Source organism: Streptomyces sp. NPDC008092 (assembly GCF_042957285.1).
Lineage (GTDB): Bacteria > Actinomycetota > Actinomycetes > Streptomycetales > Streptomycetaceae > Streptomyces.
On the sequence record NZ_JBIBHY010000008.1, the window covers coordinates 390777 to 413435 of the forward strand.

General features: G+C 73.3%; 22 protein-coding genes. 11 read left to right on the forward strand and 11 right to left on the reverse strand.

Annotated elements, in window-relative coordinates; all coding sequences use genetic code 11:
* Positions 1–358: 358 nt before the first annotated feature.
* Positions 359–1153 (forward strand): glucose 1-dehydrogenase, encoded by a 795-nt coding sequence (locus ACFZB3_RS27270; RefSeq protein WP_391379813.1) that lies wholly within the window; start codon positions 359–361, stop codon positions 1151–1153.
* Positions 1154–1194: 41 nt separating this feature from the next.
* Here the strand turns inward: ACFZB3_RS27270 and ACFZB3_RS27275 are convergent, their stop codons facing one another.
* Positions 1195–3057, reverse strand: a complete 1863-nt coding sequence (locus tag ACFZB3_RS27275) for a glycoside hydrolase family 15 protein (protein WP_391379505.1) — start codon at positions 3055–3057, stop codon at positions 1195–1197.
* Positions 3058–3185: 128 nt separating this feature from the next.
* A complete protein-coding gene (locus ACFZB3_RS27280; protein ID WP_391379506.1) occupies positions 3186–3986 on the reverse strand; it encodes a DUF4239 domain-containing protein in 801 nt (266 codons plus the stop codon).
* Between the two features lie 349 nt (positions 3987–4335).
* On the opposite strand from ACFZB3_RS27280, the gene ACFZB3_RS27285 reads away from it, so the two are divergent.
* On the forward strand, positions 4336–5040 hold the full coding sequence (locus ACFZB3_RS27285) for a TetR family transcriptional regulator (protein WP_391379508.1): 705 nt from the start codon (positions 4336–4338) through the stop codon (positions 5038–5040).
* A 37-nt stretch (positions 5041–5077) separates the two neighbouring features.
* Here the strand turns inward: ACFZB3_RS27285 and ACFZB3_RS27290 are convergent, their stop codons facing one another.
* The 3 genes from ACFZB3_RS27290 to ACFZB3_RS27300 form a co-directional block, all read right to left on the reverse strand.
* Complete coding sequence (locus tag ACFZB3_RS27290; protein WP_391379510.1) at positions 5078–5500, reverse strand: SsgA family sporulation/cell division regulator; 423 nt, start codon at positions 5498–5500, stop codon at positions 5078–5080.
* A 100-nt stretch (positions 5501–5600) separates the two neighbouring features.
* Positions 5601–5804, reverse strand: coding sequence for a hypothetical protein (locus tag ACFZB3_RS27295; RefSeq protein ID WP_391379512.1), 204 nt, complete (start codon positions 5802–5804; stop codon positions 5601–5603).
* 206 nt (positions 5805–6010) lie between these two features.
* Positions 6011–8200, reverse strand: coding sequence for a PQQ-binding-like beta-propeller repeat protein (locus ACFZB3_RS27300; protein ID WP_391379514.1), 2190 nt, complete (start codon positions 8198–8200; stop codon positions 6011–6013).
* A gap of 228 nt (positions 8201–8428) precedes the next feature.
* Between ACFZB3_RS27300 and ACFZB3_RS27305 the strand changes: the two genes are divergently transcribed.
* Both ACFZB3_RS27305 and ACFZB3_RS27310 read left to right on the forward strand, forming a co-directional pair.
* Positions 8429–9265 carry an alpha/beta fold hydrolase gene (locus tag ACFZB3_RS27305; protein WP_391379516.1) on the forward strand — a complete coding sequence of 279 codons (837 nt, stop codon included), beginning with the start codon at positions 8429–8431 and terminating at the stop codon, positions 9263–9265.
* Positions 9258–9821 carry a WHG domain-containing protein gene (locus tag ACFZB3_RS27310; RefSeq protein ID WP_391379518.1) on the forward strand — a complete coding sequence of 188 codons (564 nt, stop codon included), beginning with the start codon at positions 9258–9260 and terminating at the stop codon, positions 9819–9821. Before ACFZB3_RS27305 ends, ACFZB3_RS27310 begins: the two co-directional genes overlap by 8 nt.
* Positions 9822–9978: 157 nt before the next feature.
* Here ACFZB3_RS27310 and arsM read toward each other — a convergent pair whose 3' ends face one another.
* Complete coding sequence (gene arsM / locus ACFZB3_RS27315; protein ID WP_391379521.1) at positions 9979–10824, reverse strand: arsenite methyltransferase; 846 nt, start codon at positions 10822–10824, stop codon at positions 9979–9981.
* Between the two features lie 108 nt (positions 10825–10932).
* On the opposite strand from arsM, the gene ACFZB3_RS27320 reads away from it, so the two are divergent.
* The 4 genes from ACFZB3_RS27320 (at position 10933) to ACFZB3_RS27335 (ending at position 13222) form a co-directional block, all read left to right on the forward strand.
* Positions 10933–11307, forward strand: coding sequence for a metalloregulator ArsR/SmtB family transcription factor (locus tag ACFZB3_RS27320; protein ID WP_391379524.1), 375 nt, complete (start codon positions 10933–10935; stop codon positions 11305–11307).
* Positions 11304–12047 (forward strand): aquaporin, encoded by a 744-nt coding sequence (locus tag ACFZB3_RS27325; protein ID WP_391379526.1) that lies wholly within the window; start codon positions 11304–11306, stop codon positions 12045–12047. The genes ACFZB3_RS27320 and ACFZB3_RS27325 overlap by 4 nt, the downstream gene beginning before the upstream one ends.
* Positions 12048–12093: 46 nt before the next feature.
* Positions 12094–12522 (forward strand): arsenate reductase ArsC, encoded by a 429-nt coding sequence (locus tag ACFZB3_RS27330; RefSeq protein ID WP_391379529.1) that lies wholly within the window; start codon positions 12094–12096, stop codon positions 12520–12522.
* Between the two features lie 115 nt (positions 12523–12637).
* Positions 12638–13222 carry a TerD family protein gene (locus ACFZB3_RS27335; protein ID WP_391379531.1) on the forward strand — a complete coding sequence of 195 codons (585 nt, stop codon included), beginning with the start codon at positions 12638–12640 and terminating at the stop codon, positions 13220–13222.
* A gap of 43 nt (positions 13223–13265) precedes the next feature.
* On the opposite strand, the gene ACFZB3_RS27340 is transcribed toward ACFZB3_RS27335, so the two are convergent.
* The 4 genes from ACFZB3_RS27340 to ACFZB3_RS27355 all read right to left on the reverse strand — a co-directional run bounded on the left by ACFZB3_RS27340 (position 13266) and on the right by ACFZB3_RS27355 (position 15578).
* Positions 13266–13631, reverse strand: a complete 366-nt coding sequence (locus ACFZB3_RS27340) for a hypothetical protein (RefSeq protein ID WP_391379533.1) — start codon at positions 13629–13631, stop codon at positions 13266–13268.
* Positions 13632–13736: 105 nt separating this feature from the next.
* The gene (locus ACFZB3_RS27345) at positions 13737–13880 is read right to left on the reverse strand and encodes a hypothetical protein (RefSeq protein ID WP_391379535.1); all 144 of its coding nucleotides are present in this window, start codon (positions 13878–13880) and stop codon (positions 13737–13739) included.
* 175 nt (positions 13881–14055) lie between these two features.
* Positions 14056–14859, reverse strand: coding sequence for a hypothetical protein (locus tag ACFZB3_RS27350; RefSeq protein WP_391379537.1), 804 nt, complete (start codon positions 14857–14859; stop codon positions 14056–14058).
* A gap of 86 nt (positions 14860–14945) precedes the next feature.
* Complete coding sequence (locus ACFZB3_RS27355; RefSeq protein WP_391379539.1) at positions 14946–15578, reverse strand: sigma-70 family RNA polymerase sigma factor; 633 nt, start codon at positions 15576–15578, stop codon at positions 14946–14948.
* A gap of 213 nt (positions 15579–15791) precedes the next feature.
* Between ACFZB3_RS27355 and ACFZB3_RS27360 the strand changes: the two genes are divergently transcribed.
* The 3 genes from ACFZB3_RS27360 to ACFZB3_RS27370 all read left to right on the forward strand — a co-directional run bounded on the left by ACFZB3_RS27360 (position 15792) and on the right by ACFZB3_RS27370 (position 19480).
* Positions 15792–16289 (forward strand): DUF1877 family protein, encoded by a 498-nt coding sequence (locus ACFZB3_RS27360; protein WP_391379541.1) that lies wholly within the window; start codon positions 15792–15794, stop codon positions 16287–16289.
* Positions 16290–16388: 99 nt separating this feature from the next.
* On the forward strand, positions 16389–17258 hold the full coding sequence (locus ACFZB3_RS27365) for a hypothetical protein (protein WP_391379543.1): 870 nt from the start codon (positions 16389–16391) through the stop codon (positions 17256–17258).
* A 14-nt stretch (positions 17259–17272) separates the two neighbouring features.
* Positions 17273–19480 (forward strand): glycosyltransferase, encoded by a 2208-nt coding sequence (locus ACFZB3_RS27370; RefSeq protein ID WP_391379545.1) that lies wholly within the window; start codon positions 17273–17275, stop codon positions 19478–19480.
* Here ACFZB3_RS27370 and ACFZB3_RS27375 read toward each other — a convergent pair.
* Positions 19475–22606, reverse strand: a complete 3132-nt coding sequence (locus ACFZB3_RS27375) for an FG-GAP-like repeat-containing protein (protein ID WP_391379547.1) — start codon at positions 22604–22606, stop codon at positions 19475–19477. The genes ACFZB3_RS27370 and ACFZB3_RS27375 overlap by 6 nt on opposite strands.
* Positions 22607–22659: the final 53 nt, after the last annotated feature.

Here is a 22659-nt window from a genome sequence, read left to right on the forward strand (position 1 = left end):
CGCGGTGCGCCGCCGCACCGTCGCCCGTCGCGCGGGGGCGACGGGCGGCGCCGGGCGGCGCCGAGAACGCCCGAATATCCTGCTATTTCACCCGATCAGCGTATGCCGCGCACCCCTCGCCCGCACCCCGGGAAGTGCGGCGGCCCGGACCCCGGCCGGGCGAAGATCCTCCGCCGCGCAGCGCAACGCGGTCCGCCCCGGGATGCCGCCGCCGGACCCCGGTGCTTGTCTGATGCCCGGACCTCCGGGCGACGGGCCCGGCGCGGGCGGGCACGCAGTGGAGGAGCAGGACATCGTGAGTTCCACCGAGGGGACGGCCGGTGCGTCCGGCGCGGCCCGGGGCGTGCTCCCCGCGCATCTGCTGCGCGGGCAGAAGGCCCTGGTGACCGGCGCGAACTCCGGCATCGGCAGGGCGACGGCCGTCGCCCTGGGCCGGGCGGGAGCCGACGTCGTCGTCAACTACGTGGCCGGCCGCGAGGAGGCCGAGCAGGTGGTCGAGGAGCTCACCGGCCTCGGGGTCCGGGCCGCCGCCTACGAGGCGGACGTCTCCGACGAGCAGCAGGTCGTCGCCATGACGGACCGGATGGTCGAGGAGTTCGGGACGATCGACATCCTGGTCGCCAACGCGGGACTCCAGCGGGACGCCCCGTTCACCGACATGACCCTCGCCCAGTGGCAGAAGGTCCTGGACGTCAACCTCACCGGTCAGTTCCTGTGCGCCCGCGAGGCGACCAGGGAGTTCCTGCGCCGGGGTGTCGTACCCGAGGTGTCGCGCGCGGCCGGGAAGATCATCTGCATGAGTTCGGTGCACCAGATCATCCCCTGGGCCGGGCACGTCAACTACGCCTCCTCCAAGGGCGGCGTGCAGATGATGATGGAGACGCTGGCCCAGGAACTCGCGCCGAAGAAGATCCGCGTGAACGCGATCGCCCCCGGGGCCATCAGGACCCCCATCAACCGCAGCGCCTGGGAGACGCCCCAGGCCCGGGAGGACCTGCTGCGGCTGATCCCCTACGACCGCATCGGCGACCCCGAGGACATCGGCTACGCGGCCGTGGGCCTCGCCTCCGACCTCATGGACTACGTCGTGGGCACCACCCTGTACGTCGACGGCGGGATGACGCTCTTCCCGGGCTTCGCCACCGGCGGCTGACACCGGCGGCTGACTCCGGCGGCCGACGTGCCGGGGCGCCCCTAGGCGTGCTGGACGAGCCCGGACCGCCGGCTGTCGAGGGCCTCGTTCAGGGTGAGGGCCGAGTCGATGAGGGCGAGGTGGGTGAACGCCTGCGGGAAGTTGCCGAGCTGACGTCCCGTCGGGTCGATCTCCTCGGAGTACAGGCCCAGGTGGTTGGCGTACCCCATCATCTTCTCGAACACCAGCCGCGCCCGGTCGGTCCGGCCCGCGCGTGCCAGGGCGTCGACGTACATGAACGTGCAGAGCGAGAAGGTGCCCTCCGAGCCGCGCAGGCCGTCCGGCGAGGCGTCGGGGTCGTACCGGTAGACCAGGCTGTCGCTGACCAGCTCCTGCTCCATGGCGTCCAGGGTGGCCGACCACATGGGGTCCCCGGGGGTGAGGAACCCGACCGTCGCCATCCGCAGCAGCGAGGAGTCCAGGACCCCGCTGCCGTAGTGCTGGACGAAGGCCTGCCGGTCCTCGCTCCAGCCCCTGGCCATGACCTGCTCGTAGACGGCGTCCCGTTCGGCCTGCCAGCGGCCGGCCGCCGCCGGCCACCCCTTCGACTCGGCGAGGCGCAGCGCCCGGTCGAACGCCACCCACGACATCACCCGGCCGTACGTGAAGTCCTGGCGGCCGCCGCGGGTCTCCCAGATGCCCTCCTCCGCCTGGTCCCAGTGGTCGGCCAGCCAGTCCAGGTCCGTCCGCAGCGAGGTCCAGCCCCCGTACCCGACCGTGAAGCCGTGCCGGTGCGCGAAGTAGATGCTGTCCAGGGCCTCGCCGTAGATGTCCAGCTGGAGCTGGGTGGCGGCGCCGTTGCCGATCCGCACCGGGGCGGAGCCCGCGTAGCCCTCCCAGTGGCCGAGGATCTGCTCGCTCAGGTCGGAGGAGCCGTCGACCTTGTACATGATGTCGAGCGGGCCCGTGCTCCGGTCGCCGCCGGCCCCCTCCTTGACCCGGTCGCCCAGCCAGCTGATGAACGCCCTCGCCTCCTCCGTGAAACCCAGCCCCAGCAGGGCGTACACGGAGAAGGAGGCGTCCCGGATCCAGGTGAAGCGGTAGTCCCAGTTGCGCTCGCCGCCCAGCTGTTCCGGGAGCGCCGCCGTGGGGGCGGCCACCACCGCGCCGCTCGGGGCGAAGGTCATGAGCTTCAGCGTGATCGCGGACCGCTCCACCACCTCCCGCCAGCGCCCGGTGTAGGTGGACTGCGCCAGCCAGGACCGCCAGAACGCCGCCGTCTCGTCGAAGAGCTGTTCGTGCTCGGCCCGCCGGATCTCCCGGGGCGGTGCCTCGGCACCCGTCTCCAGGATCAGGCCGCGCTGCTCGCCGGCGGCCAGGGTGATCGTGACCTGGAGGTCGGCGTCCCGGTACGTCAGCACGTCCGCGAGCCGGGGGTCCTCCGGCTCCCGGACGGGGTGCACGGTGAGTTCCGTGCCGTCCTCCGCGGCGAAGACCGCGCCGTGCGGGGTGATGTGCAACTGGTGCTTCATGAGCCCGTAGTCGAACCGGGGGGCGATCTCCACCTCGAAGGTCATGGTGCCGCGCACACAGCGGACCAGGCGCACCAGCCGGTGCCGGTCCGTGGCCGTCGTGCCGGTCACGGGCATGAAGTCGACCACCTCGCCGGCGCCCGCCTCGGTCATGAACCGGGTCACCAGGATCGCCGTGTCGGGCAGGTACAACTGCTTGGTCGAGTAGGTCGGGTGCGCCGGCCGGACCGTGCAGTGGCCGCCCTTGTCCTTGTCCAGCAGCGCCCCGAACACACTCGGCGAGTCGAACCGGGGGGAGCAGAACCAGTCGACCGCGCCGTCGGTGGTGACCAGCGCGGCGGTCTGCAGGTCGCCGATCAGCCCGTGGTTCTCGATCAGCGGGTAGTCGTCCATCGGGGCGCCCCTTCCGGTGTGCGATTCACCCGAATGCCCCCCGATCAGCCTATGCCGGGGCCCCTGCCCCGGCTCGTCGGGCGGTCCCGTACGTCATCGGCCGGAGACGGGGGGACGCGCTGCCGCGCTCAGCGCTGCGGGTCCGGCCAGTACTGGGCGAGGGCCCCTTCCCGGTACGGGGCCGGGCTGACGCTGAGGTCGCCGGAGAAGGGGCGGTCCAGGACGAAGACCAGCAGCAGGCTGAAGCCGACGAGCCCGGCGACCGAGGCGACGAAGAGGATCTGGACTCTCAGTTTGCGCATGCCGAACAGGAACGTGAGCGGGACCAGGACGAGGGCGCCGCCGACGGCCAGCACCTGGAGCAGCGGGGGCAGTTCCTGGCGGGCCATGGTGATGCGGGCGCGCCGCTGGGCGGCGACGTCGTCGAGATGGCTGACGGTCTGCTCGTAGAAGACCTGCTCCTGCTCGGTCTTCGGGTCGTACGTCTGCAACACCTGGAAGGCGGACCGGAGATGGGTCTCCGTGGCGCCGTAGCTGGGGTGCCCCGCGCGCATCCGCGGCCACTGGTCCTCGACGACCGCGTGGACGTAGCCGCCCACGGCGGAGTCGAGGCGGGCCCGCACCGCCGCCGGGAACGCGGCCGCGTCCCGGGTGATGAGCGCCGCGTCGGTGGCCTCGGCGGCGACGATGGTCTGGGTGTCCTCCAGCTGCGTCCACAGCGTGACGATCACGAACGCGAGGATGATCCCGTAGATGGCGCCGAACATCCCCAGCGTCACCCCCACCATGTCGTTGTGCTCCCCGCCGGCCAGCGACGGATACCTGCGCCGCAGCAGCACGCTGCCGGCGACGGCCAGGACGACGGTGCCGCCGACGGTGACGACGGCGAGCGTGAAGGTACTGAAGTGGTTGAGCAGCCAGAGCGACATGGGCCCGGAGTCTAGGCCGGGCGCGACGGCCCGAAACCGCAGCTCCGCGCACAACTGAGGGCGCGCGGGAAGAAGTTCACACCACCGAGTGAGCACGCCGCGGTCGACCGCCCGTCGACCGCTCGTCGATCAGCCGGAGCAGGCCGGCGCGGCCCGGAGTTTCCCGCACCCCGGAGATCCGTCGCCGCGTCCCGGCGGGCGGACTGCGGTTTGCGCAGCCGTCGCGGCGGTTGTACGCCCGCCGCCCCCCACGCGGCGGGGATGCCGTCCGAGACGGCGGGTGACGCGTCCATGCCGTGAGCAGGGCCACATCCCGAATTCGAGGGGCCCCTCATGTTAGCCTGGACGCATGAGCCCCCAGCACGTCCTGTCCGCGTCCCAGGCGCCGGCCAAGCCGCTGCGCCGTGACGCGCAGCGCAACAGGGACGCGATCGTGGCCGCCGCCCGCAAGGCCTTCGCCGAGCAGGGGCTGGAAGCCTCCCTGGAGGGCGTCGCCCGCGAGGCGGGCGTCGCGATCGGGACGCTCTACCGGCACTTCCCCCGCAGGCTCGACCTGGTCGAGGAGCTCTTCACCGCGAAGTTCACGGATCTGCTGGCCGCGGCCGAAGAGGCCGCCGCCATGGACGACGCCTGGGAAGGGTTCTGCCACTACCTGGAGAAGCTCTGCGAGCTGCAGGCCTGCGACCGCGCCTTCAACGACCTGGTCTCGGCCCGGCTCCCGCTGCACGCGCTCGGCAGGGGGATGTTCGAGCGCGCGGAGGAACGGGCCGCACAGATCTTCCGCGCCGCCCAGGAGCAGGGCGTCCTCCGCGACGACGTCACCCCGGAGGACCTCGCGTTCGTGATCTGGTCCCAGGCCGGGATCATCCAGGCCACACGCGCCGTCGCCCCCAACGCCTGGCGCCGCCACCTTCACCTGCTGCTCGACGCGTTCCGTGCCCAGTGCGCCCATGAGCTGCCGGAGCCGCCGCTGACCCCCGAGCAGGTCGACCGGACCCTCACCACTCTGGAGTGCCCCGAACAGGAGTGCCACGAGTGCCACGAGGAGGCCTGAGCCGCAGCGGCTGAGGCCCGCCGGACGGCGGCAGCGCTCAGTTTCCCGCCAGCAGCTGTGCCAGCTCCGCGTCCAGGCCGAGCCGGCCGGACTCGGACCCCGGCGGCACCACGGACCACGTCTCGCGCAGGAAGGACTCCACACCCCGCGCGGGGAGTTCGAGCAGGGCCGACCCCGCGGGTGAGCGCAGGGCGACGAGGACCAGGTCGCGTCCCGCGTCGGTGGCCGGCCACATGTGCACGTCCCCCTGCCCGGTGCGCCCGTGCAGCGCCTCGGCCAGCATGTCGCGGCCGAAGAACCACTCGACCGTCCGGTCCTGGCCCGGAGGGTGGAAGACGGTACGGACGGCATAGGGGTCGTCCGCCTCGTAGTGCAGTGCCGCGTGCATCGGCACCGACAGGTCGGGGGACAGGACCAGCTCCACGGGCAGCTCGTACGCGACGGTCCCGACCGATCTCACTGTCCCTCACTCCTGCGTCCTGCCGCCGGCACCCGATCCCTGCGGACCGGGCCCGGCGCCGGCGCGGCGTGCGGTCGCATCAGCGCGGTGAGGGGTCGCATCAGCGCTGGTGCAGGTACCAGGCGACCTGGTCCAGGTACCAGCGGTCGGCGGCGGTGGCGACCGCCGCGCTCGAAGGCCGCGCGTGGGCCGCGGGTCCCGAGGTGGTCGCCGCCGACGCCGAGCCGCCGGCTCCGAGAAGGGCCCCGCCGGCCACGGCCGTGGCAGCGACGGAGATCGAGAGGCGCTTGATCCACCTGTTCATGGTCATTTCCTTGCCGTTTCCCTGTGCGGTGCGGCGGCCCGGAGACTCCGGACCGGCCGGGTGCCGAACCGCGAGGCATCCGGAGGGGTCCCTCATGTTCAGCGTTGACCAGCGTACTTGAGGGGTGCCTCATGTTTGCGGTGAAGCCCGTCACAGGAGAGGGACAGACGGGGCCGGATCAGGCAGACCGGATCAGGCAGACCGCATCAGGCGGGCCCGTCCGGGCTCCGGGAGAAGGCCGTGTCGCCGGCCATCGCGACGATCGCGTCCTCGACCAGCAGCACGCTCGGCGGATAGCTCTGCGTCTTGTCCCCGGGGTCGTCCAGCGCGGAGGTGCGCCAGACCTCCGCCCCGGTGCGGCTGTCCAGCGCCAGCAGACGGCCGAAACGGTTGGCGAAGTAGACCCGCCCGTACGTCGCCGACACCGCGGGCGCGGACAGGCTCTCCACGTCCGTCACCTTCCGCCAGAGCTGCCTGCCGCTGTCCGCCGACACCGCGGTGACCGACCCGTCGGACCGGACGAAGTAGACGACGCCGTCCACCAGGGTGGCCGCGCCGGTCAGCGGACGGGCCAGCGGGATCCGCCTGACCCGACCGGTGTCCGGGGCCACCCGCAGCAGTGCGTTGTACGGCCGCTCGTACCCGGCTTCGTACACGTCCTTCGCGGTCTGCGGGGCGAGGAACAGGGGCTGCCCGCCGACCGCCCCGAGCGCCACCGACTTCCTGGGCAGGGTGGCGGTCTCCGTCAGGCTGCCGGGTCCGAGCCTCATCAGTTCGACCGGCGCCTGGCCCGCCTCGGTGCCCTGCGTGCACAGGGCGTAGGGGGCGCCGCCCAGCACCGACGGGGTGCAGTACTCGTCCAGCGAGGGCGCCCGCCACAGCTCCTTGCCGGACGGCCCGTAGGCGACGAACGACGAGGAGTCGGGAGCCAGGGTCAGCAGCCCGCCGTCATAGAGGGCCGCCTCCTCGGACTTGCTGATGTCGCGCCGCCACCGCGGGTGCCCGGTGCCGGCGTCGAGGGCCACCACGCGCCGGGTCCTGTCGTCCGGGTCCTCGTACACGTAGACCAGCCCGTCGCGGACGCCGATCGGCCGCACCCCCTGAGGACGGGTGCCGGTCCGCCACAGGGTGCGGCCGGAGGACGCGTCGATCCTGGCGGCCGTGAAGCCCGTACCGCCGCAGAACAGGGCGCTTCCCGCCGCCACGCATCCGGGGCTGTCGTAGTCGAGGGGGATGCCCTGCACGTCGTACCGCAGCGGCTTCTGCCACGGCCGCCAGCCGTCGGGCAGCGACGCGGTACGGGCGGTGGACGTGGCGGCACCGGAGACGGTGCCGGTGGCCGGACCGGACACCAGGTCGCCCGCCACGACCCCCAGCACGGCGACGGCCAGCACCGCCCCGAGGCCGGCGAGCAGCATCCGGGCCCGGCGTCGCTTGCCGGTACCTGTGCCTGAGTCGGCCGTGGCGGCCGCGGACGTGGTGGCCGCGGACGTGACGCCCGCGGACGTGGCGGCCGCGCTCCCCGGAGCGGGGCGGCTGCGGGGCTTCGCGGCGGCCTGCCCGGCGCCCGGGGACACGGTGGTGGCGGAGTCCGGCAGCGCCCGGAGCATGCGGTGAATGTCCGTCAGTTCCGGCCGGGCGGCGGGGTCCTTGTCCAGGCAGCGCTCGACGATGCCCAGGAACGCCTCGGGCACCCCGTCGAGGTCCGGGGTCCCGTGCACCACCTGATAGCCGGTGATGTACGGGCTGTCGGCGTCGAACGGTCCGGTACCGACAGCCGCGAAGACCAGCAGCGACCCCAGCGAGAAGACGTCCGAGGCCGGGGTGACGTCCCGGGGAGCGGCCAGTTGTTCGGGCGACATGAAGGGCGGGGTGCCGATCATCCGCCCGGTCGTGGTGATGCTCTGGTGGTCGTCCGCGCGCGATATGCCGAAGTCGATGACGCGCGGGCCGTCGTCGGTCATCAGGACGTTGCGCGGCTTGAGGTCGCGGTGCACCAGGCCCGCCCGGTGGATGTCGCGCAGCGCCTCGGTGAGCCCCAGTCCCAGCGCGCGCAGTTCCCGCGGGCTCAACGGGCCGTCCTTCTCGACGACTTCGGCGAGGTTGAGCCCCGGCACGTAGAGCGTCGCCATCCACGGCCGGTCGGCGTCCGGGTCGGCGTCCACGACCGGCGCGGTGAAGGCGCCGCTGACTCTGCGCGCCGCCGCGATCTCCTGCCGGAAACGCGTCCGGAACTCCTCCTCCTGGGCATACGCCCCGCGCACGAGCTTGACCGCGACCTGCCGCCCCGAGGCGGAGACTCCCAGGTAGACGACCCCCATGCCGCCCGCCCCGAGCCGGCCGAGAAGGGTGTAGCCGCCTATGGACTCCGGGTCCCCGGTGCTCAGGGGCGTCATCGCCGATCATCCTCCCCAGCGCCGGCCTGCCTCACGGGGATCACAGTAGGGCCTGTCGCCCGGGGCCGGTTGCGCGAGCAGGTCGCGCGGCAGCCGCCGGCGTCGCGCACGCCCTGCCCTGCGTCTGCACCCGCACCCGCACCCGCACCCGCAGCACAGTTCGCCGTTGACAGGTTTGGCTAACGGCATTAGCTTGAAGCTAACAGCGTTAGCCCACTGGAGGATGCAATGACCGAGTACCTGGCCGTCGACGGCGGCACGATCGCTTACGAGGTGGCGGGGTCCGGCCCGCTGGTCGTGCTCGCGCACGGCATGGGCAACAGCCGCGCCGCGTACCGTGCCGTGGTCCCGCAGCTGGTGGCGGCGGGCTACCGGGTCGCCGCGGTCGACCTGCGCGGCTGCGGCGAGTCCAGCGCCGACTGGCCGGCCTGGAGCCGCACCGCCATCGCCGGCGACCTGCTCGCCGTGATCCGCCACCTGGGCGGCCCGGCCGTGCTGGTCGGCCACTCGATCTCGGGCGGCGCCGCCACCATCGCCGCGGCGCAGGAGCCCTCGCTGGTCACCGCGGTCGTCGAACTGGCGCCGTTCACCCGCCGGCAGTCGATCCGGCTCGGCGACCTGCGGGTCGGTCGTTTCCGGCGGGGCATGCTGCGGCTGCTCGGCGCCGGCCTGTTCGGCAGCGTGCCGCTCTGGCGTTCGTACCTCGACGTCGCCTACCCCGGGGCGAAGCCGGCCGACTGGGCCGGGCACCTCGGCCGTATCGACGCCATGCTGCGCGAGCCGGGCCGGATGAAGGCCCTGCAGGGCATGGGCCGCAGCACGCCGACCGACGCCGGCGCGCAGCTCGGCAACGTCCGCTGCCCGGTGCTGGTCGTGATGGGCACGCTCGACCCCGACTGGGCCGACCCGCACGCCGAGGGGTCGGCGATCGTCGGCGCCCTCCCGGCCGGCCTCGGCACCCTGGAGATGATCGAGGGCGCCGGTCACTACCCGCACGACCAGTTCCCCGACCAGGTGGTCTCGCTCGTGCTCCCCTTCCTCCGCTCGGCCGCCGCGCGTGCCTAGGGCCGGCCTGGACCCGGCGGCCGTCGTCGCGGCCGGTGCGGCCCTCGCCGACGAGGTGGGCTTCACCAACCTGACGATGGGCCTGCTGGCCGAGCGGGTGGGCGTACGCACCCCGTCCCTGTACAAGCACGTCGGCGGCCAGGAAGACCTCAACCGGCGCATCGCGGCCCGGGCGTTGGGCGAGGCCGCGGACGCCGTCGGGGGGGCGGCCCAGGGGCACACGGGCCGCGCCGCCCTGGCGGCCGCGGCCCGTGCCTTCCGCGCCTTCGTCCTGCGGCACCCCGGCCGTTACACCGCGACGATCGGCATGGAGCCGTCCGGCCCCGACGATCCGCTGGCCGTCGCGGGGCAGCGGCTGCTCGGCGCGTTCCTGACCGTCCTGCGCGGCTACGACATCCCGGAGTCCGACGTGGACCACGCCCTGCGCACGCTCCGCAGCCTCTGCCACGGCTTCGCCATGCTGCAGGCGGACAACGGCTTCCAGTGGAGTTCCGACATCGACGAGAGCTTCGAATGGCTGATCGCCTTCGCCGACCGGGGCCTGCGCACCAGGTGAGAGACACCGCCACCACCGACGGGCACCGCTTTCCCGGTGCGGCTTTCCCGGTGCGGCTTTCCCGGGGACGCCTTCCCGGGGACGCTTCCCCGCCGACGTGAGATCCCGCCGTACCCGCACCGGTCGCTCCGGGTCCGGGATCCGCGACCATGGGCGATCAGTCGACCGCCACGGCCGGTTCGCCCGAGGTGCAGCACGCGGAGACACCGCGGCCCGTACCGGCCGTCGTGGCCGGCCCCCTCGCCCCGGTCGCGCCGGAGGGCTTGACCGCGCGGACGACGGCCGAGTGCATGCCGTCGGCGACCGGGTGCGTCGGAGTGATCTCGATGTCCGTGAAACCGGCGGCGGCCAGTCCCTCTCGGTACTCGGTGAAGGACAGGGCGCCGGCGATGCAACCGACGTGGTCGCCACGCTCGGCCCGCTGTCCGGGCGTGAGCGTGTCGTCGGCGACGACGTCCGAGACGCCGATCCGGCCGCCGGGCCGCAGGACGCGGAAGGTCTCGGCGAAGACGGCGGGCTTGTCGACGGACAGGTTGATCACGCAGTTGGAGATGACCACGTCGACGGTGTTCGCGGGGAGCGGGACCGCCTCGATGGTGCCCTTGAGGAACTCGACGTTCGTCGCGCCCGCCTTGCGCGCGTTGTCGAGCGCGAGGGCGAGCATCTCCTCGGTCATGTCCAGCCCGTACGCCTTGCCGGCCGGACCGACCCGGCGGGCGGAGAGCAGGACGTCGATGCCGCCGCCGGAGCCGAGGTCCAGGACGCGCTCCCCGTCCCGGAGTTCGGCGACGGCGGTGGGGTTGCCGCAGCCGAGGGACGCGGCGACCGCCCCGGCGGGCAGGGAAGCCCGCTCGTCGGCGGCATAGCGGGTGGAGCCGAAGTTCTCGCCGGCCTCGACCGGCTGCGGCCCGCAACAGGCGCTGCCGCCCCCGGTGACCTTCGCGGCTGCGGCGGCATACCGCTCCCGGACCGTTTCGCGCAGGTCGGTGGACTGCTCGCTCATGACGTCACTCCTGGATGAGACGGGGCACGGCGGCGCCCCGGAACGGCCTGTATTGACGTTCGTTGATGCAACCTTGCGCTCTGGATCGAAGAACGTCAACATAGAGGCATGTCGAAACAAGAGCTTGAGGTGCTGGGCCAGGACACGGCCTGCTGCCCGGGGCTGACCGCCGCGCCGCTGGACGAGGAACAGGCGGCCGGGCTGGCGAAGGTGTTCAAGGCCCTCGGGGATCCGGTCCGGCTCCGGCTGCTGTCGATGATCGCCGCGCGCGGCGAGGGCGGCGAGGTGTGCGTGTGCGAGCTGACCCCCGCCTTCGACCTCTCCCAGCCCACCATCTCCCACCACCTCAAGCTCCTGCGCCAGGCCGGGCTCATCGACTGCGAACGGCGCGGCACCTGGGTCTACTACTGGGTGCTGCCACCGGCCCTCGACCGGCTCGCCGTGTTCCTGCGGACGCCGGCGGGCGCGGAAGCACCCGCATGAGGGCCTCCCTGGCGCGTCGCGCCCTGGCCGAGGCCGTCGGCTCGGCGGCACTGGTCGCCGTCGTGGTCGGCTCGGGCATCCAGGCCACCGGCCTCACCCGGGACGCCGGCCTGCAACTGCTCGCGAACTCGCTGGCCACCGTCTTCGGCCTGGGGGTGCTCGTCGCGCTGCTCGGACCGGTCTCCGGCGCCCACTTCAACCCCGCCGTCACCCTCGCGTGCTGGCTGGACGGCCGCCGTAACGGCGACGGACCGACCGCCCGCGACCTGGCGGCCTACGTCCCCGCCCAGCTCACGGGAGCGGTGGCCGGGGCGGTGCTGGCGGACGCGATGTTCGGCAGGCCGCCGGTGCAGTGGTCCACCCACGACCGCTCGGCCGGACACCTGCTGCTGGGCGAGGCCGTCGCCACCGCCGGCCTGGTCCTGCTGGTCCTCGGGCTGTCCCGCACCGGCCGTGCCGTTCTCGCCCCGATCGCGGTGGCGTCGTACATCGGCGCGGCGTACTGGTTCACGTCCTCGACGTCGTTCGCGAACCCGGCGGTCACGATCGGCCGCGCCTTCACCGACACCTTCGCAGGCATCGCGCCCGGCTCGGTCGCACCGTTCATCGCCGCACAGGCCGGCGGCACGGTGCTCGGACTGGCGCTCGTGGCGGCGGTCTTCGGCCGCCCGGCCCCCGCACAGCCCGAAACGCCCTCGGTTCAGGGCGAACCCGGACTCCCCGCTCCCACCCTCCCCTGACCCGCCCACGACCCACCGCTGACCCACCGCCCAGGAAGTCGCCACCATGCCCAGCACTCCCGCCGCCGACCGCCCCTCCGTCCTCTTCGTCTGCGTCCACAACGCCGGCCGCTCCCAGATGGCCGCCGCCTTCCTCACCCATCTCGCCGAGGACGCGGTGGAGGTCCGCTCGGCCGGCTCGGCGCCCGCGGACACGGTCAACCCCGCCGTCGTCGAGGCGATGGGCGAGGTGGGCATCGACGTCTCCGCCGAGACCCCCAAGATCCTGACCACGGAGGCGGTCCGGGCATCGGACGTGGTGATCACGATGGGGTGCGGCGACACCTGCCCCGTCTTTCCCGGCAAGACCTACCTGGACTGGCAGCTGGACGACCCGGCCGGACAGGGCGTCGACGCCGTACGGCCGATCCGCGACGAGATCGAGAGCCGGGTACGGGGCCTGCTCGCCACCCTCGGTGTGCGGCCCGGCGCCTGACGGTGCGCCCCGGCCTCGGCAGCGGCGCGCGTTCCCGGACCCGGCACGCGGAACCACGGAGGTGCCGTACAGACTCTGCGTGTTGTAGTCCCTCCGAGGCAAGGATGACCCACGCATGATCACGCTCACCAAGGAAGACGGCCCGGCGGACCTGGACGGAGTGACCCACCTGTCCATCGGGGTCTCCTGGGATCCCACGGCCGGCAGCAGCGGCGGAGTGATGGGCAAGCTGCGCCGCAAGACCGGCACCGACCTCGACCTGATCGCCATCGCCATGCAGGGGGGTGACCCGGTGCGTCTCGCGGGTCTCGACTCGCTCGACCCCATGGGCAACGGCTCGCTGGTCCACAGCGGCGACAACCAGACCGGGCGCGGGGACGGCGACGACGAGACGGTGACCGTCGAGTTCGCCCGGATCCCGCCCAACATCACGTCGATCGTGTTCATAGCCGCCGCGTACAAGAAGGGCAGTTCCTTCCAGAAGGCGCGCAACATCAGCTTCAAGGTCTACGACGCGACCGGGGGCAGCACCCAGCAGGTCGCCGACATCTGGCCGAGCCTGCTCACCCAGGACAACGGTTGCGCGGTCGCCAAGGCGATGCGGGTCGGGGGCAGTTGGAAGCTTGAGGTGATCAACGTGACGGGAAAGATCAAGCAGGGGGACGAGCACGCCCTGATGCGTTTCGCCGTCAGCAAGTAGCGGGGCTCCGAGGCCCGGCGGCGGTGACGTCAGATCCGGTCCGTCAGATCCGGTCCGTCAGGTCCTCGGCGAACACCTGCGACAGGGGCTGCGGTCCCACGTACTGCTGGCAGTTGCACTGGCCGGCCTCGTACCGCAGCGGCTTCTTGTCCTCGTCCCAGGCCGTCGGCACCTCGACGCGCTCGTGGCACCGGCCCTGCTTGTCGTGCTTGGCGAGGTGGTGAGTGCATCCGCAGACCGGCTCCGGCGGCCGGTTCGCGGCTTCGACGGCCAGCCGTTCCTGCTTCGCCCTCTCCAGCAACTGCACTTTCCGTTCATGCCGGTTGCGCAGTGCGGTACGGACGTTGTCGGCGACCCATGCGAAGCCTCCCGTCCAGAAGAGGATGAGAACCCACCAGAACCAGTCCATCGGCTGCCCCTCCCCCTGTGCTGCCGAGCGCCAGCATAGGCGGCCCGTTCCGGGAAGTCCCGGCGCCGGCCGTGGTTCCGGGACGCCCGAACGGCGAACCGCAGCTCAGCGTTTCTTCGTCTTCTTCTGCTGCGGCGGGGTCCACTCGCCTCGGTGCAGCTGGCAGCGGGAGTAGCCGATCATCGCCGGATTCCGGCACCGTTTGCCGGTCCTGGTCTGCGTCGACCCGCACCTGACCTGCTTGCCCATGCGTCCTCCCCGATCCGGTCCGGATGTCCTGTGCCGGACCCATCGTCACCGGGCAGGGATGCTCTTCGCCCTGTTCGCGGCCTGGTTCGGCCGATTCGTTCTCCTCCGCGCCCGAATCATGACATTTACCTGTTCAGGACGATCACCGGGAGAAGGGCGGCGGGGAGGCCGGGGGCTACTTGTTCTTGCCGTTGCCCTGTCCGCCGTTCGCCTGGCTGTCGGCGGAGGCGCCGGTGTCGCCCGCGGTGCCGTTGGCGGAGTTCGCGCTGCCGTTGGCGGAGTTCGCGGCCCCCTTGCCGGACTTGGCGGTGCCGGACGAGTGGCTCGGCTCGGCCGTCGCCTCTGTCAGCTGCTGGGCGCAGTAGGCGGCGACCTTGTCCGCACCGCCGGCCGCCGCGACCAGTCGCCGCCAGGCCGTCGCTCCGAGCGCCTTGCCGTGTCCCTGGACCCGCGCGTAGGCCCGGCAGTGGGCCTCGGTGTCCTGGGCGGTGGCAGGCCGGTCCGTCGGCCGGGCGCTGCCGGAGGACGGCGCGGGGGCCGCGGCGCCCGGCCCGCCGGAGACGGCCGCGGTGGGGCTCGCCGCTCCCCGGCCGTGGCCCGCCCCGTCGGCGGAGGAGCCCGCGGAACCGATGGCCGCAACCGCCACACCGCCCAGGGCGAGGCTGGCGAAGACCACGCCGAACGTCAGTTTCGCGGGGCGCCGGGCCCGCCGGTCCGCCGCCGGCCGCCAGTCGTCCCGGCGCCGGGTCCGTGCCCGGTGCGCGTCCGCGGCGCGGGCGGCCCGGAACGCGGCGACGGCCTGCTGCTCGCCCCGGGGCCCGGGATCGCCCGCGCGGACGGCGGCGGCCAGTGCCGTCTCCAGCGCGGCGTCCTCCGGCCCGGCATGGTCGTCCGCCTCCCGGAGACCGGACCGGGCGCCGCCGGGCCGCACACGTCGACGGCCCTGTGCTCCGCCGTCGCCGCCCAGCCGTTCACCCATGTCCGCTTCCGTTCCTGTCCGACCGTTTCGATCCGTCCGCTGTCCCGAGTCCGACGCCTGCCTGTCGATCCTGTCGCGGTTGTCGTTCATGTCGACTCCCCCAGCGCACGGGGAGCCACATCCGTCACACCGTCGTCCGCCTCGTCGCCGATGCCCAGCTGACGGGCGAGACGTTTCAGGCCGCGGTGGGCGGCCGTGCGCACCGCGCCCGGCCGCTTGCCCAGGGCGCGCGCGGCGGCGGGACCGTCCAGGCCGACCACGACCCGCAGGAGCACGGCCTCGGCCTGGTCCCGCGGCAGCCCGCGGATCAGCTCCAGGGCCCGCTCGGTGGACAGGGACTCCAGCGCCTGCTCATGGGTGTTGTGCGGGCCGGCCAGCTCCAGGACGTCCTGGTCGGTGCCGCCGGCCTGGGGCCGCACCCGCCGGCGGCGCAGGTGGTCCAGCGCCCGGTGCCGGGCGATGGTCGCCGTCCAGCCGCGGAAGCCGGCCCCGTCGCCCCTGAACCGCCCGAGGTCGCGGGCTATCTCCAGCCAAGCGTCGGACGCCACGTCCTCCGCCTCGTCGCCGACGATGCCGCGGAGGTAGCCGAGCAGGCCCGGCTGCACGATCCGGTAGGCGACCGCGAAGGCGGCCTCGTCGCCGTCCTGGGCTCGCGCGACCGCCGCGCCCAGTTCCCCGTCGTACTCCTGTACGCGCCGGGGTTGCCGTACCTGGCCCAAGATCGCCCTCGTTCGCACCGTTCACAGCCGAGTCCACGTCGCCCGCCGTGCTCCGGTCGCACGGACGGCCCCACAGTGACCAGCGCATGCGCTCACAGAAACGTCACAACGCCGCAGGACTCCCCCTGGCGTCACAGGGCTCTCCCGTCCCGGCCGGGTGCCGTTTCCGACGAGCCGCGTGATGCTTCGGCGTCCTCGTGCGCTCCCTCTGACATGAGCGCCTACCTCCATCTGCGAGCGGTACCGGCCCCGGCACTGCGCAACAGTCCGGCATGGCTGGAACGGCTCTTCGCGAGCGACGCCGGGACCGTCCGGCACCGGGTCGGCCGGTGCCGCGAGGAGGTGCTGGACAAGTGCTGCCTGGACCAGGAGCGCATCTACACCGGTGCGCCGCCGGACGGCCCCGGGGACCGGCCCCAGGCCCAGGTGGTGCTCGGCGGCCGCCCCGTGCTCCGCACCGACCGGCGGAAGCCGCCGTTGCTGGTGCTCACGGCGGCCCAGGCCCGGCGGGTGGCCGGATTCCTGGAGCGGACCGACTTCGACGCCCTGTGGGACTCCGCCCGGGACGGGCTGCTGCCCCGCTACGGCGGCGTGCGCGCGGAGCCCGAGACGTGGCGCGTCTTCGCCGCGACGCACCGGGAGCTGCGGGCGTTCTACGCGTACACCGCCGAGTGCGGGGACGCGGTGGTGAAGTGGCGCCCCAGGGCGTGAGGAGCGGCGGCCCGGGGCGGGAGGTGTAACAGTTTCGGCCCGCCGCGCTCTCTCCATGCGGACGACCACGTCGGTCGGCAGGGAGAGGGGGCAGGAGTCGTGCAGCGGACGGGCGCCAGCGGCGGAGCACACGGCGAGGAGCCGTACGGAGGCCACGGCCACGGCGTCAGCCACGGCGTCGGCGTCGGCCACGGCCACGGCGTCGGCGTCGGCGTCGGCGTCGGCGTCGGCCACGGCGTCGGCGTCGACGTCGGCGTCGGGCGTGCCCACGGGCACGAGGGCATCGGGGGCAGCACCGCCGGTACGCCCCTGGTCGCCGCCGCACCGGGCCACCTCGCCCCGGCGGAGCGGGATTCCCCGCACGGTGACGTGATCACCGTGCTGCCGCCGGACCCCGACGGCTCCGGCCGTCCCGGAGCCGCGCCGGACACGGCGGACGCGACGGACGCGACGGACGCATCGGAGAAGGATCCGGCACGCCCCGTCTTCGTGGACGCCTCGGGGCGCCGTCAGCGCCGTGTCCGGCGGGCCGCGCGGCTGCTGGTGATCCCGGCCGGCGCCTATGTCGCCCTGCTGGTCAGCACCCTGCTGGGCGGTCCCACCATCAGCGCTCCGTTCGTCCCGCTGCCGGACACCACGCACCCGGCCGCGCCCCGCGCGACCGCCCCCGGCTCTCCCGCGGGTACGGGTCGCGGGACGGGGAGCTCGGACTCCGGCGCGGCGGCCGGGGCCTCCCGCGTCTCGGCGTCGCAGACGGCCGCCGAACCCGACCGGCCGGCGGCCGCGGCCACTCCCGCGACCACCCCCGCCGCCACGTCCGCGACCACACCGACGCCGACGCCGACACCCACCGGAACCACCGCCTCCGCGACCGCCACCCCCACCACGACCACAAGCCCCGCCAGCGGCACCGACGCGCCCTCCGCCAAGGGGCGCGCCATCGCCGCGTCCCACAAGCCCGTGAAGTGACCGAAGGCCCTGAAGTGACCGACCCGACCGACCGCCGGCCCCGCACCGCCGTGCCCCGCCGCACCGCCGTACCCCGCCTCCGCGGCCGCACCCGCCGGGTCACCCCCCGCACGCACTGGCTGCTGCTGTGCGTGCTCGTGGTGACCCTGTCGGCGGCCCTCGTGCTGCAGGGCTACACCCACCACATGTTCGGGATCACGTCGGACGCCGTGACCGGCCCCCGTGGGCGGGCCGACGCGGTGCCCGGGCAGGTGGCTCACGGCGGACCCGTGATCGCGGAGGCCGCGGGCTCCCCGCACACCGCCCGCCCGAAGCCCCGCACCGTCGCCCTCACCTTCGACGACGGCCCCGACCCGGTCTGGACCCCGCGCATCCTCGACGTGCTGCGCCGCAACCACGTGCACGCGACCTTCTTCGTCGTCGGCACCCAGGTCGTCGCCCATCCGGAACTGGTCCGCCGGATCGTCGCCGAGGGCCACCAGATCGGCATCCACACCTTCACCCACCCCGACCTCTCCCGCCTCGCCCCCTGGCAGCGTTCGCTGGAGCTGCGCGAGACCCAGCTGGCGGTGGCCGGGGCGGCCGGCGTCACCACCGCGCTGCTCAGGCCGCCGTACTCCTCGGAGAACGACGCGCTGGACGACGCCGACTGGTCGGTCCTGAAGCAGGCCGGCACGGCCGGGTACGTCACGGTGCTCTCCACCCTGGACGCCGAGGACTGGCAGCGCCCCGGCACGGCCCGCGTCCTCGCGAACGCGACACCGCACGGCAGGGCCGGGCAGATCGTGCTGATGCACGACGCCGGCGGTGACCGCTCCCAGACCGTCGCCGCCCTGAACACCCTGATCCCCCGGCTCAGGGCACAGGGCTACCGGTTCGCGACGGTCGGCGCCGCGGTCGGCATGACCGCCCCCGTCCGGCCCGCCGGAGCGGGCGACCGCTTCCAGGGCATCGCCCTCATCAGGATGCTGCAGCTCGGCGACTGGACCGTACGGCTGCTCGGCGTACTGATGTACGCGGCCGGCGCGGTCAGCGTGCTGCGCGCGGCGGTCGTCCTGGTCGCGGCCCGCCGGCACCGACGGCTGCGGACCGGGCGCCGGGCCAGGCCCTGGGGGCCGCCGGTGACCGAACCGGTCACCGTCATCGTCCCGGCGTACAACGAGAGCGCCGGCATCGAGGCGGCCGTCCGCTCCCTGGTCGCGTCGGACCACCCGGTGGAGATCATCGTGGTGGACGACGGCTCCACCGACGGCACCGCCGACCTGGTGGAGGGCCTGGGGCTGCCGGGGGTGCGGGTGATCCGGCAGCGGAACGCGGGCAAGCCCGCCGCGCTCAACACCGGCCTGGCCGCCGCCTCCTGCGACCTGGTGGTCATGGTCGACGGCGACACCGTCTTCGAACCCGACGCCGTCCGGAAGATCGTGCAGCCCTTCGCCGACCCCCGGGTCGGTGCCGTCTCGGGCAACGCGAAGGTCGTCAACCGCGGGGGCCTGCTGGGCCGTTGGCAGCACATCGAGTACGTCGTCGGCTTCAACCTCGACCGCCGCCTGTTCGACCTCGCCGAGTGCATGCCGACCGTGCCCGGAGCGGTCGGGGCGTTCCGGCGCCGGGCCCTGCTCGCCCTCGGCGGGGTCAGCGACGTCACCCTCGCCGAGGACACCGACCTCACCATGGCGCTGTGCCGGGCCGGCTGGCGCGTGGTCTACGAGGAGGGCGCGGTGGCCTGGACCGAGGCGCCCGCGTCGCTCGGCGCCCTGTGGCGGCAGCGGTACCGCTGGTGCTACGGCACCCTGCAGGCGATGTGGAAGCACCGCGGTGCGCTGGTGCAGGGCGGCGCCGCCGGCCGGCTCGGCCGCCGGGGCCTGCTCTACCTCCTCCTCTTCCAGGTCCTGCTGCCGCTGCTCGCCCCCGTCGTGGACGTCTTCGCCCTCTACGGCCTGGTCTTCCTCGACCCGCTGCGGATCACCGCGCTCTGGCTCGCCTTCCTGCTCCTGCAACTGCTGATGGGCCTGTACGCGTTCCGCCTGGACGGCGAGCGCCCGGGCCCGCTGTGGAGCCTGCCGCTGCAGCAGTTCGTCTACCGCCAGCTGATGTACCTGGTGGTCATCCAGTCCGTCTTCACCGCCGTGACGGGCTCGCGCCTGCGATGGCAGCGCATGGAGCGCTACGGCACCCTGCGCACACCGGCAGGCGCGGAGACCCCGGAAACTCAGCGCCTATGAAAGGGACTTGTAGCCGCTCCAGCCACTCGCGATCCGCGTCCGCGCGCCGAACGAGCCCTTCCCGTCACCGCTGTTGCGCCACAGGTTGCCGCTGGTGTCGCGGGAGACCAGGTCCGGCCTGCCGTCGTCCGTGATGTCGCCGACCCCGACGACCGCGTTGTAGGAGGCGCCCCAGTTCGACAGCACCTTGACGCGGGCCGCGAACGTGCCGTCGCCCCTGCCGTTGTAGCGGTAGACGTTGTTGGACGTGTCCTGGGCCAGCAGGTCGGCCCTGCCGTCGCCGGTGATGTCACCGACTCCGACGATCTTCTTGTAGCCCTTCCAGTTGTCGTAGAGCTTCACGCGGGCGGAGAGCTTGCCGGTACTCGTCCCCTTGTAGAGGTAGACCGCTCCGGTGGACGAGTTCCGCGCGATCAGATCCGGACGCCCGTCACCGCTCACGTCACCCGGCGAGGTGAGCACGTTGTACTGCGTCCAGCCCGACGTGCCCAGCGTCGTGTACGACGTCGACGGCTTGACCGCCGCCCCGCAGCCCGGCTTGTACAGCCGCAGCGCGCCGCTGCTGTAGCGGACGAGGACGTCGTTGCAGCGGTCGCCGCTGAGGTCGCCGAAGGGGATCGCCGTGACGGTCGTGGGCCAGCCGGTGCCGGTGTACTTGTCGCCGAACCTGCCCGTCCCTGTACCGCTGTGGAAGGTCAGCCCGCCGGAGGAGTTGAGGGTGAGCAGGTCGCCGCGGCCGTCCGGGCCCTCGGGGCTGACGAAGTCGCGGCGCACCGCGGCCCCGCGCTGCAGGAAGCCGTCGCCGCCGGTCACGGTGACCGGCGTGGCGGTGCCGAGGCCGGTCGCCTTCAGGGTCCAGGTGTAGTGGCCGTTGGGGAAGTAACTCCCGCTCGCCGCCGTACCGTTCCAGTTCGCCGCCACCCGGGCCGGGGTCGCGCCGCCGGTGAGGGTGCGGGTGGCCTTGCCGTTCGCGCCGCTCTGGACCGAGGTGAGGGTGAGCGACCAGGAGGTGACCGGGCGGGACAGCACCCAGGCGCCCTCGAAGGACGCCCCCGGGGCCACGTAGTCGGCGACCGACGTCCCGAAGGCGGTCACGGCGGACGGGGCGATGCCCGTGGTGGTGACGTGGGTGCGCTCGTAGTCGTCGAACCAGGCGACCAGGCCGGTGTACTCGTCGACCGTCCAGCGGTAACGGCGGTCCAGGTCAAGGCCCTTGTCGGCCAGGCCGGAGGCGATCGTGCGGGTGGTGCCGGTGGCCGCCTCGGTGAGGACCAGGGTGTCCGTGCCGTGGTCGTGGCGGACGGTGAAGCCGTCGCCGAGGAGGACGTCACCGGGGGTGACGGCCCGCGCCGTACCGGCCTTGGTGTCGTACACGCCCGCCGAGTCCGTCCCGCAGGCCCAGTACACCCAGCGGCCCGCCGCCTGGAGTTCGCTCGGCACGCAGGCCAGGCCCGGGACGGTCACCGTGGTGAGCGTCTTCGCCAGCGGGATGCTGTACGAGGTGAGCTTGCCTGCGGTGGTGGTGGCGCTCCACAGGGTGGAGCCGTTCAGGGCGGCGGCGCGCACGGACCGCTTCAGCTTCTGGCCCTGGCCGAACTCGCCGACGTACTGCGCGGGGGCGGTGCCGCCGGAGTCGAAGACGGCGTACTTGTCGGAGACGTCGACGATGTGGCCGCCCTGGCCGCCGAAGTCCAGGTCGTGGCCGCCGATCTCGGCCAGCCGGTCGTCGCCGAGGCTCTCGCCCTCGTCGGTGCCGCCGTTGGCGTCGAGGTAGACGTCCCGGCCGTCGAGGTTCCCCCACAGCGCCGAGCAGGTGGTGCCCTCGTACGGGCAGAGGGCCTCGTAGACCGAGCCGCTCGCCGTGGCCCCGGACGCCGTCAGGGCGGCGGAGCCGTCGGTGGTGAGGGTGCGCACGGAGGTGGTGTCCGCGGTGGCGTTCGGGTCGTCCTCGGCGACGCGCAGGCTGCCGCGGCTGAGCGCGATGCCCGTCTTGGCGTTCTCCACCGCCGGGGTCTGCTGGACCTTCTCCACCTTGAGCGTGCCGTCCGCGGCCTGGCTCACCCGCCGCACCCACCAGTCGGTGGCGTCGGTGCCGCCGGTGACCAGCGCGCTGCCGTCCCCCGCGGCCAGCGTGTACGCGCCGGCGCTCTCCAGCAGGGTCTGCTGCACCGAGGGGTCGTCGACGTCCACCGCGAGCAGCCGGGAGCCGAGCGCGTCGGAGGACAGCGGGAGCAGCAGCCAGTCGCCGACCAGGACCGGGGCGCCGTCGAGCGCGCCCGGATGTGCGGGCAGCGTGACGAGCTGCTCGGCGGCGGTCGGGTCGGTGCGGGACTTCAGGTGCAGTTCGGCGGTGCCGGACTGGTACCAGCCGATACGGTCCTCGCTCATCACGTAGTGCGAGGCATGGGTGGCGTCGGTGAACACGGTGGTGGCCACGGCCGACGCGATGTCGAGGTAGCGGAGCGAGCCGTAGGTGGACTCCGACACGAACACGCCGGCGGGGTCCGCGGCGAGCACGTTCTCGCTCCCGATGTTCGTCGCGTCACCGGTGACCTTGCGGGTGCGCCACTCGCCGCCGGCGCCGTCGGGCTTGTCGAGCAGGGAGTTGGTGGTGACGATCGTGTCGCCGGCGAGGGCCCGGTAGTAGCCCTGGCCGCTCTGGGCGGAGCTGTTCCAGCTCACCTTCCTGGAGGTCGCCGTCGCCGGGTCCCACAGGGTGGCGTACGCGTCGTTCGCCGTGGTCGGCAGCGCGACCAGGTCGCTGTCCGAGCCGTACCAGGCGGCACGGCAGGCGGAGCCGATGTTCGTGCAGCCGGTGCCCGGGGTGTAGACGCCCGCGGCGTTCTCGACGGTGACGGTCTTCCCGGTCGTGTAGTCGGTCCACAGCAGTCCGGTCCTGCCGGTCTGCCGGTGCAGGAAGCCGGTGTCGCCCGCGACGTACGGGCGGTCGGTGCGCGGTGTGGCGGAGCCGGGGTCGACCAGGGTGATCGCGGTGGTCTCGGCCTCGGCCGCCTCCGCGGCGCCGCCGCCCTCCGACAAAACCACGACGGAGGCGGCCACGACGACGGCCGCGAGCGAGGAGACGGCGGCGGTCAGCCCGCCCCGTCCCAGGGCGTGTCTGCCCACTTGATGTTCCCTCCCCCGCGAGGGCCCCCGCCCTCGCACAAGTGGCCGGATCT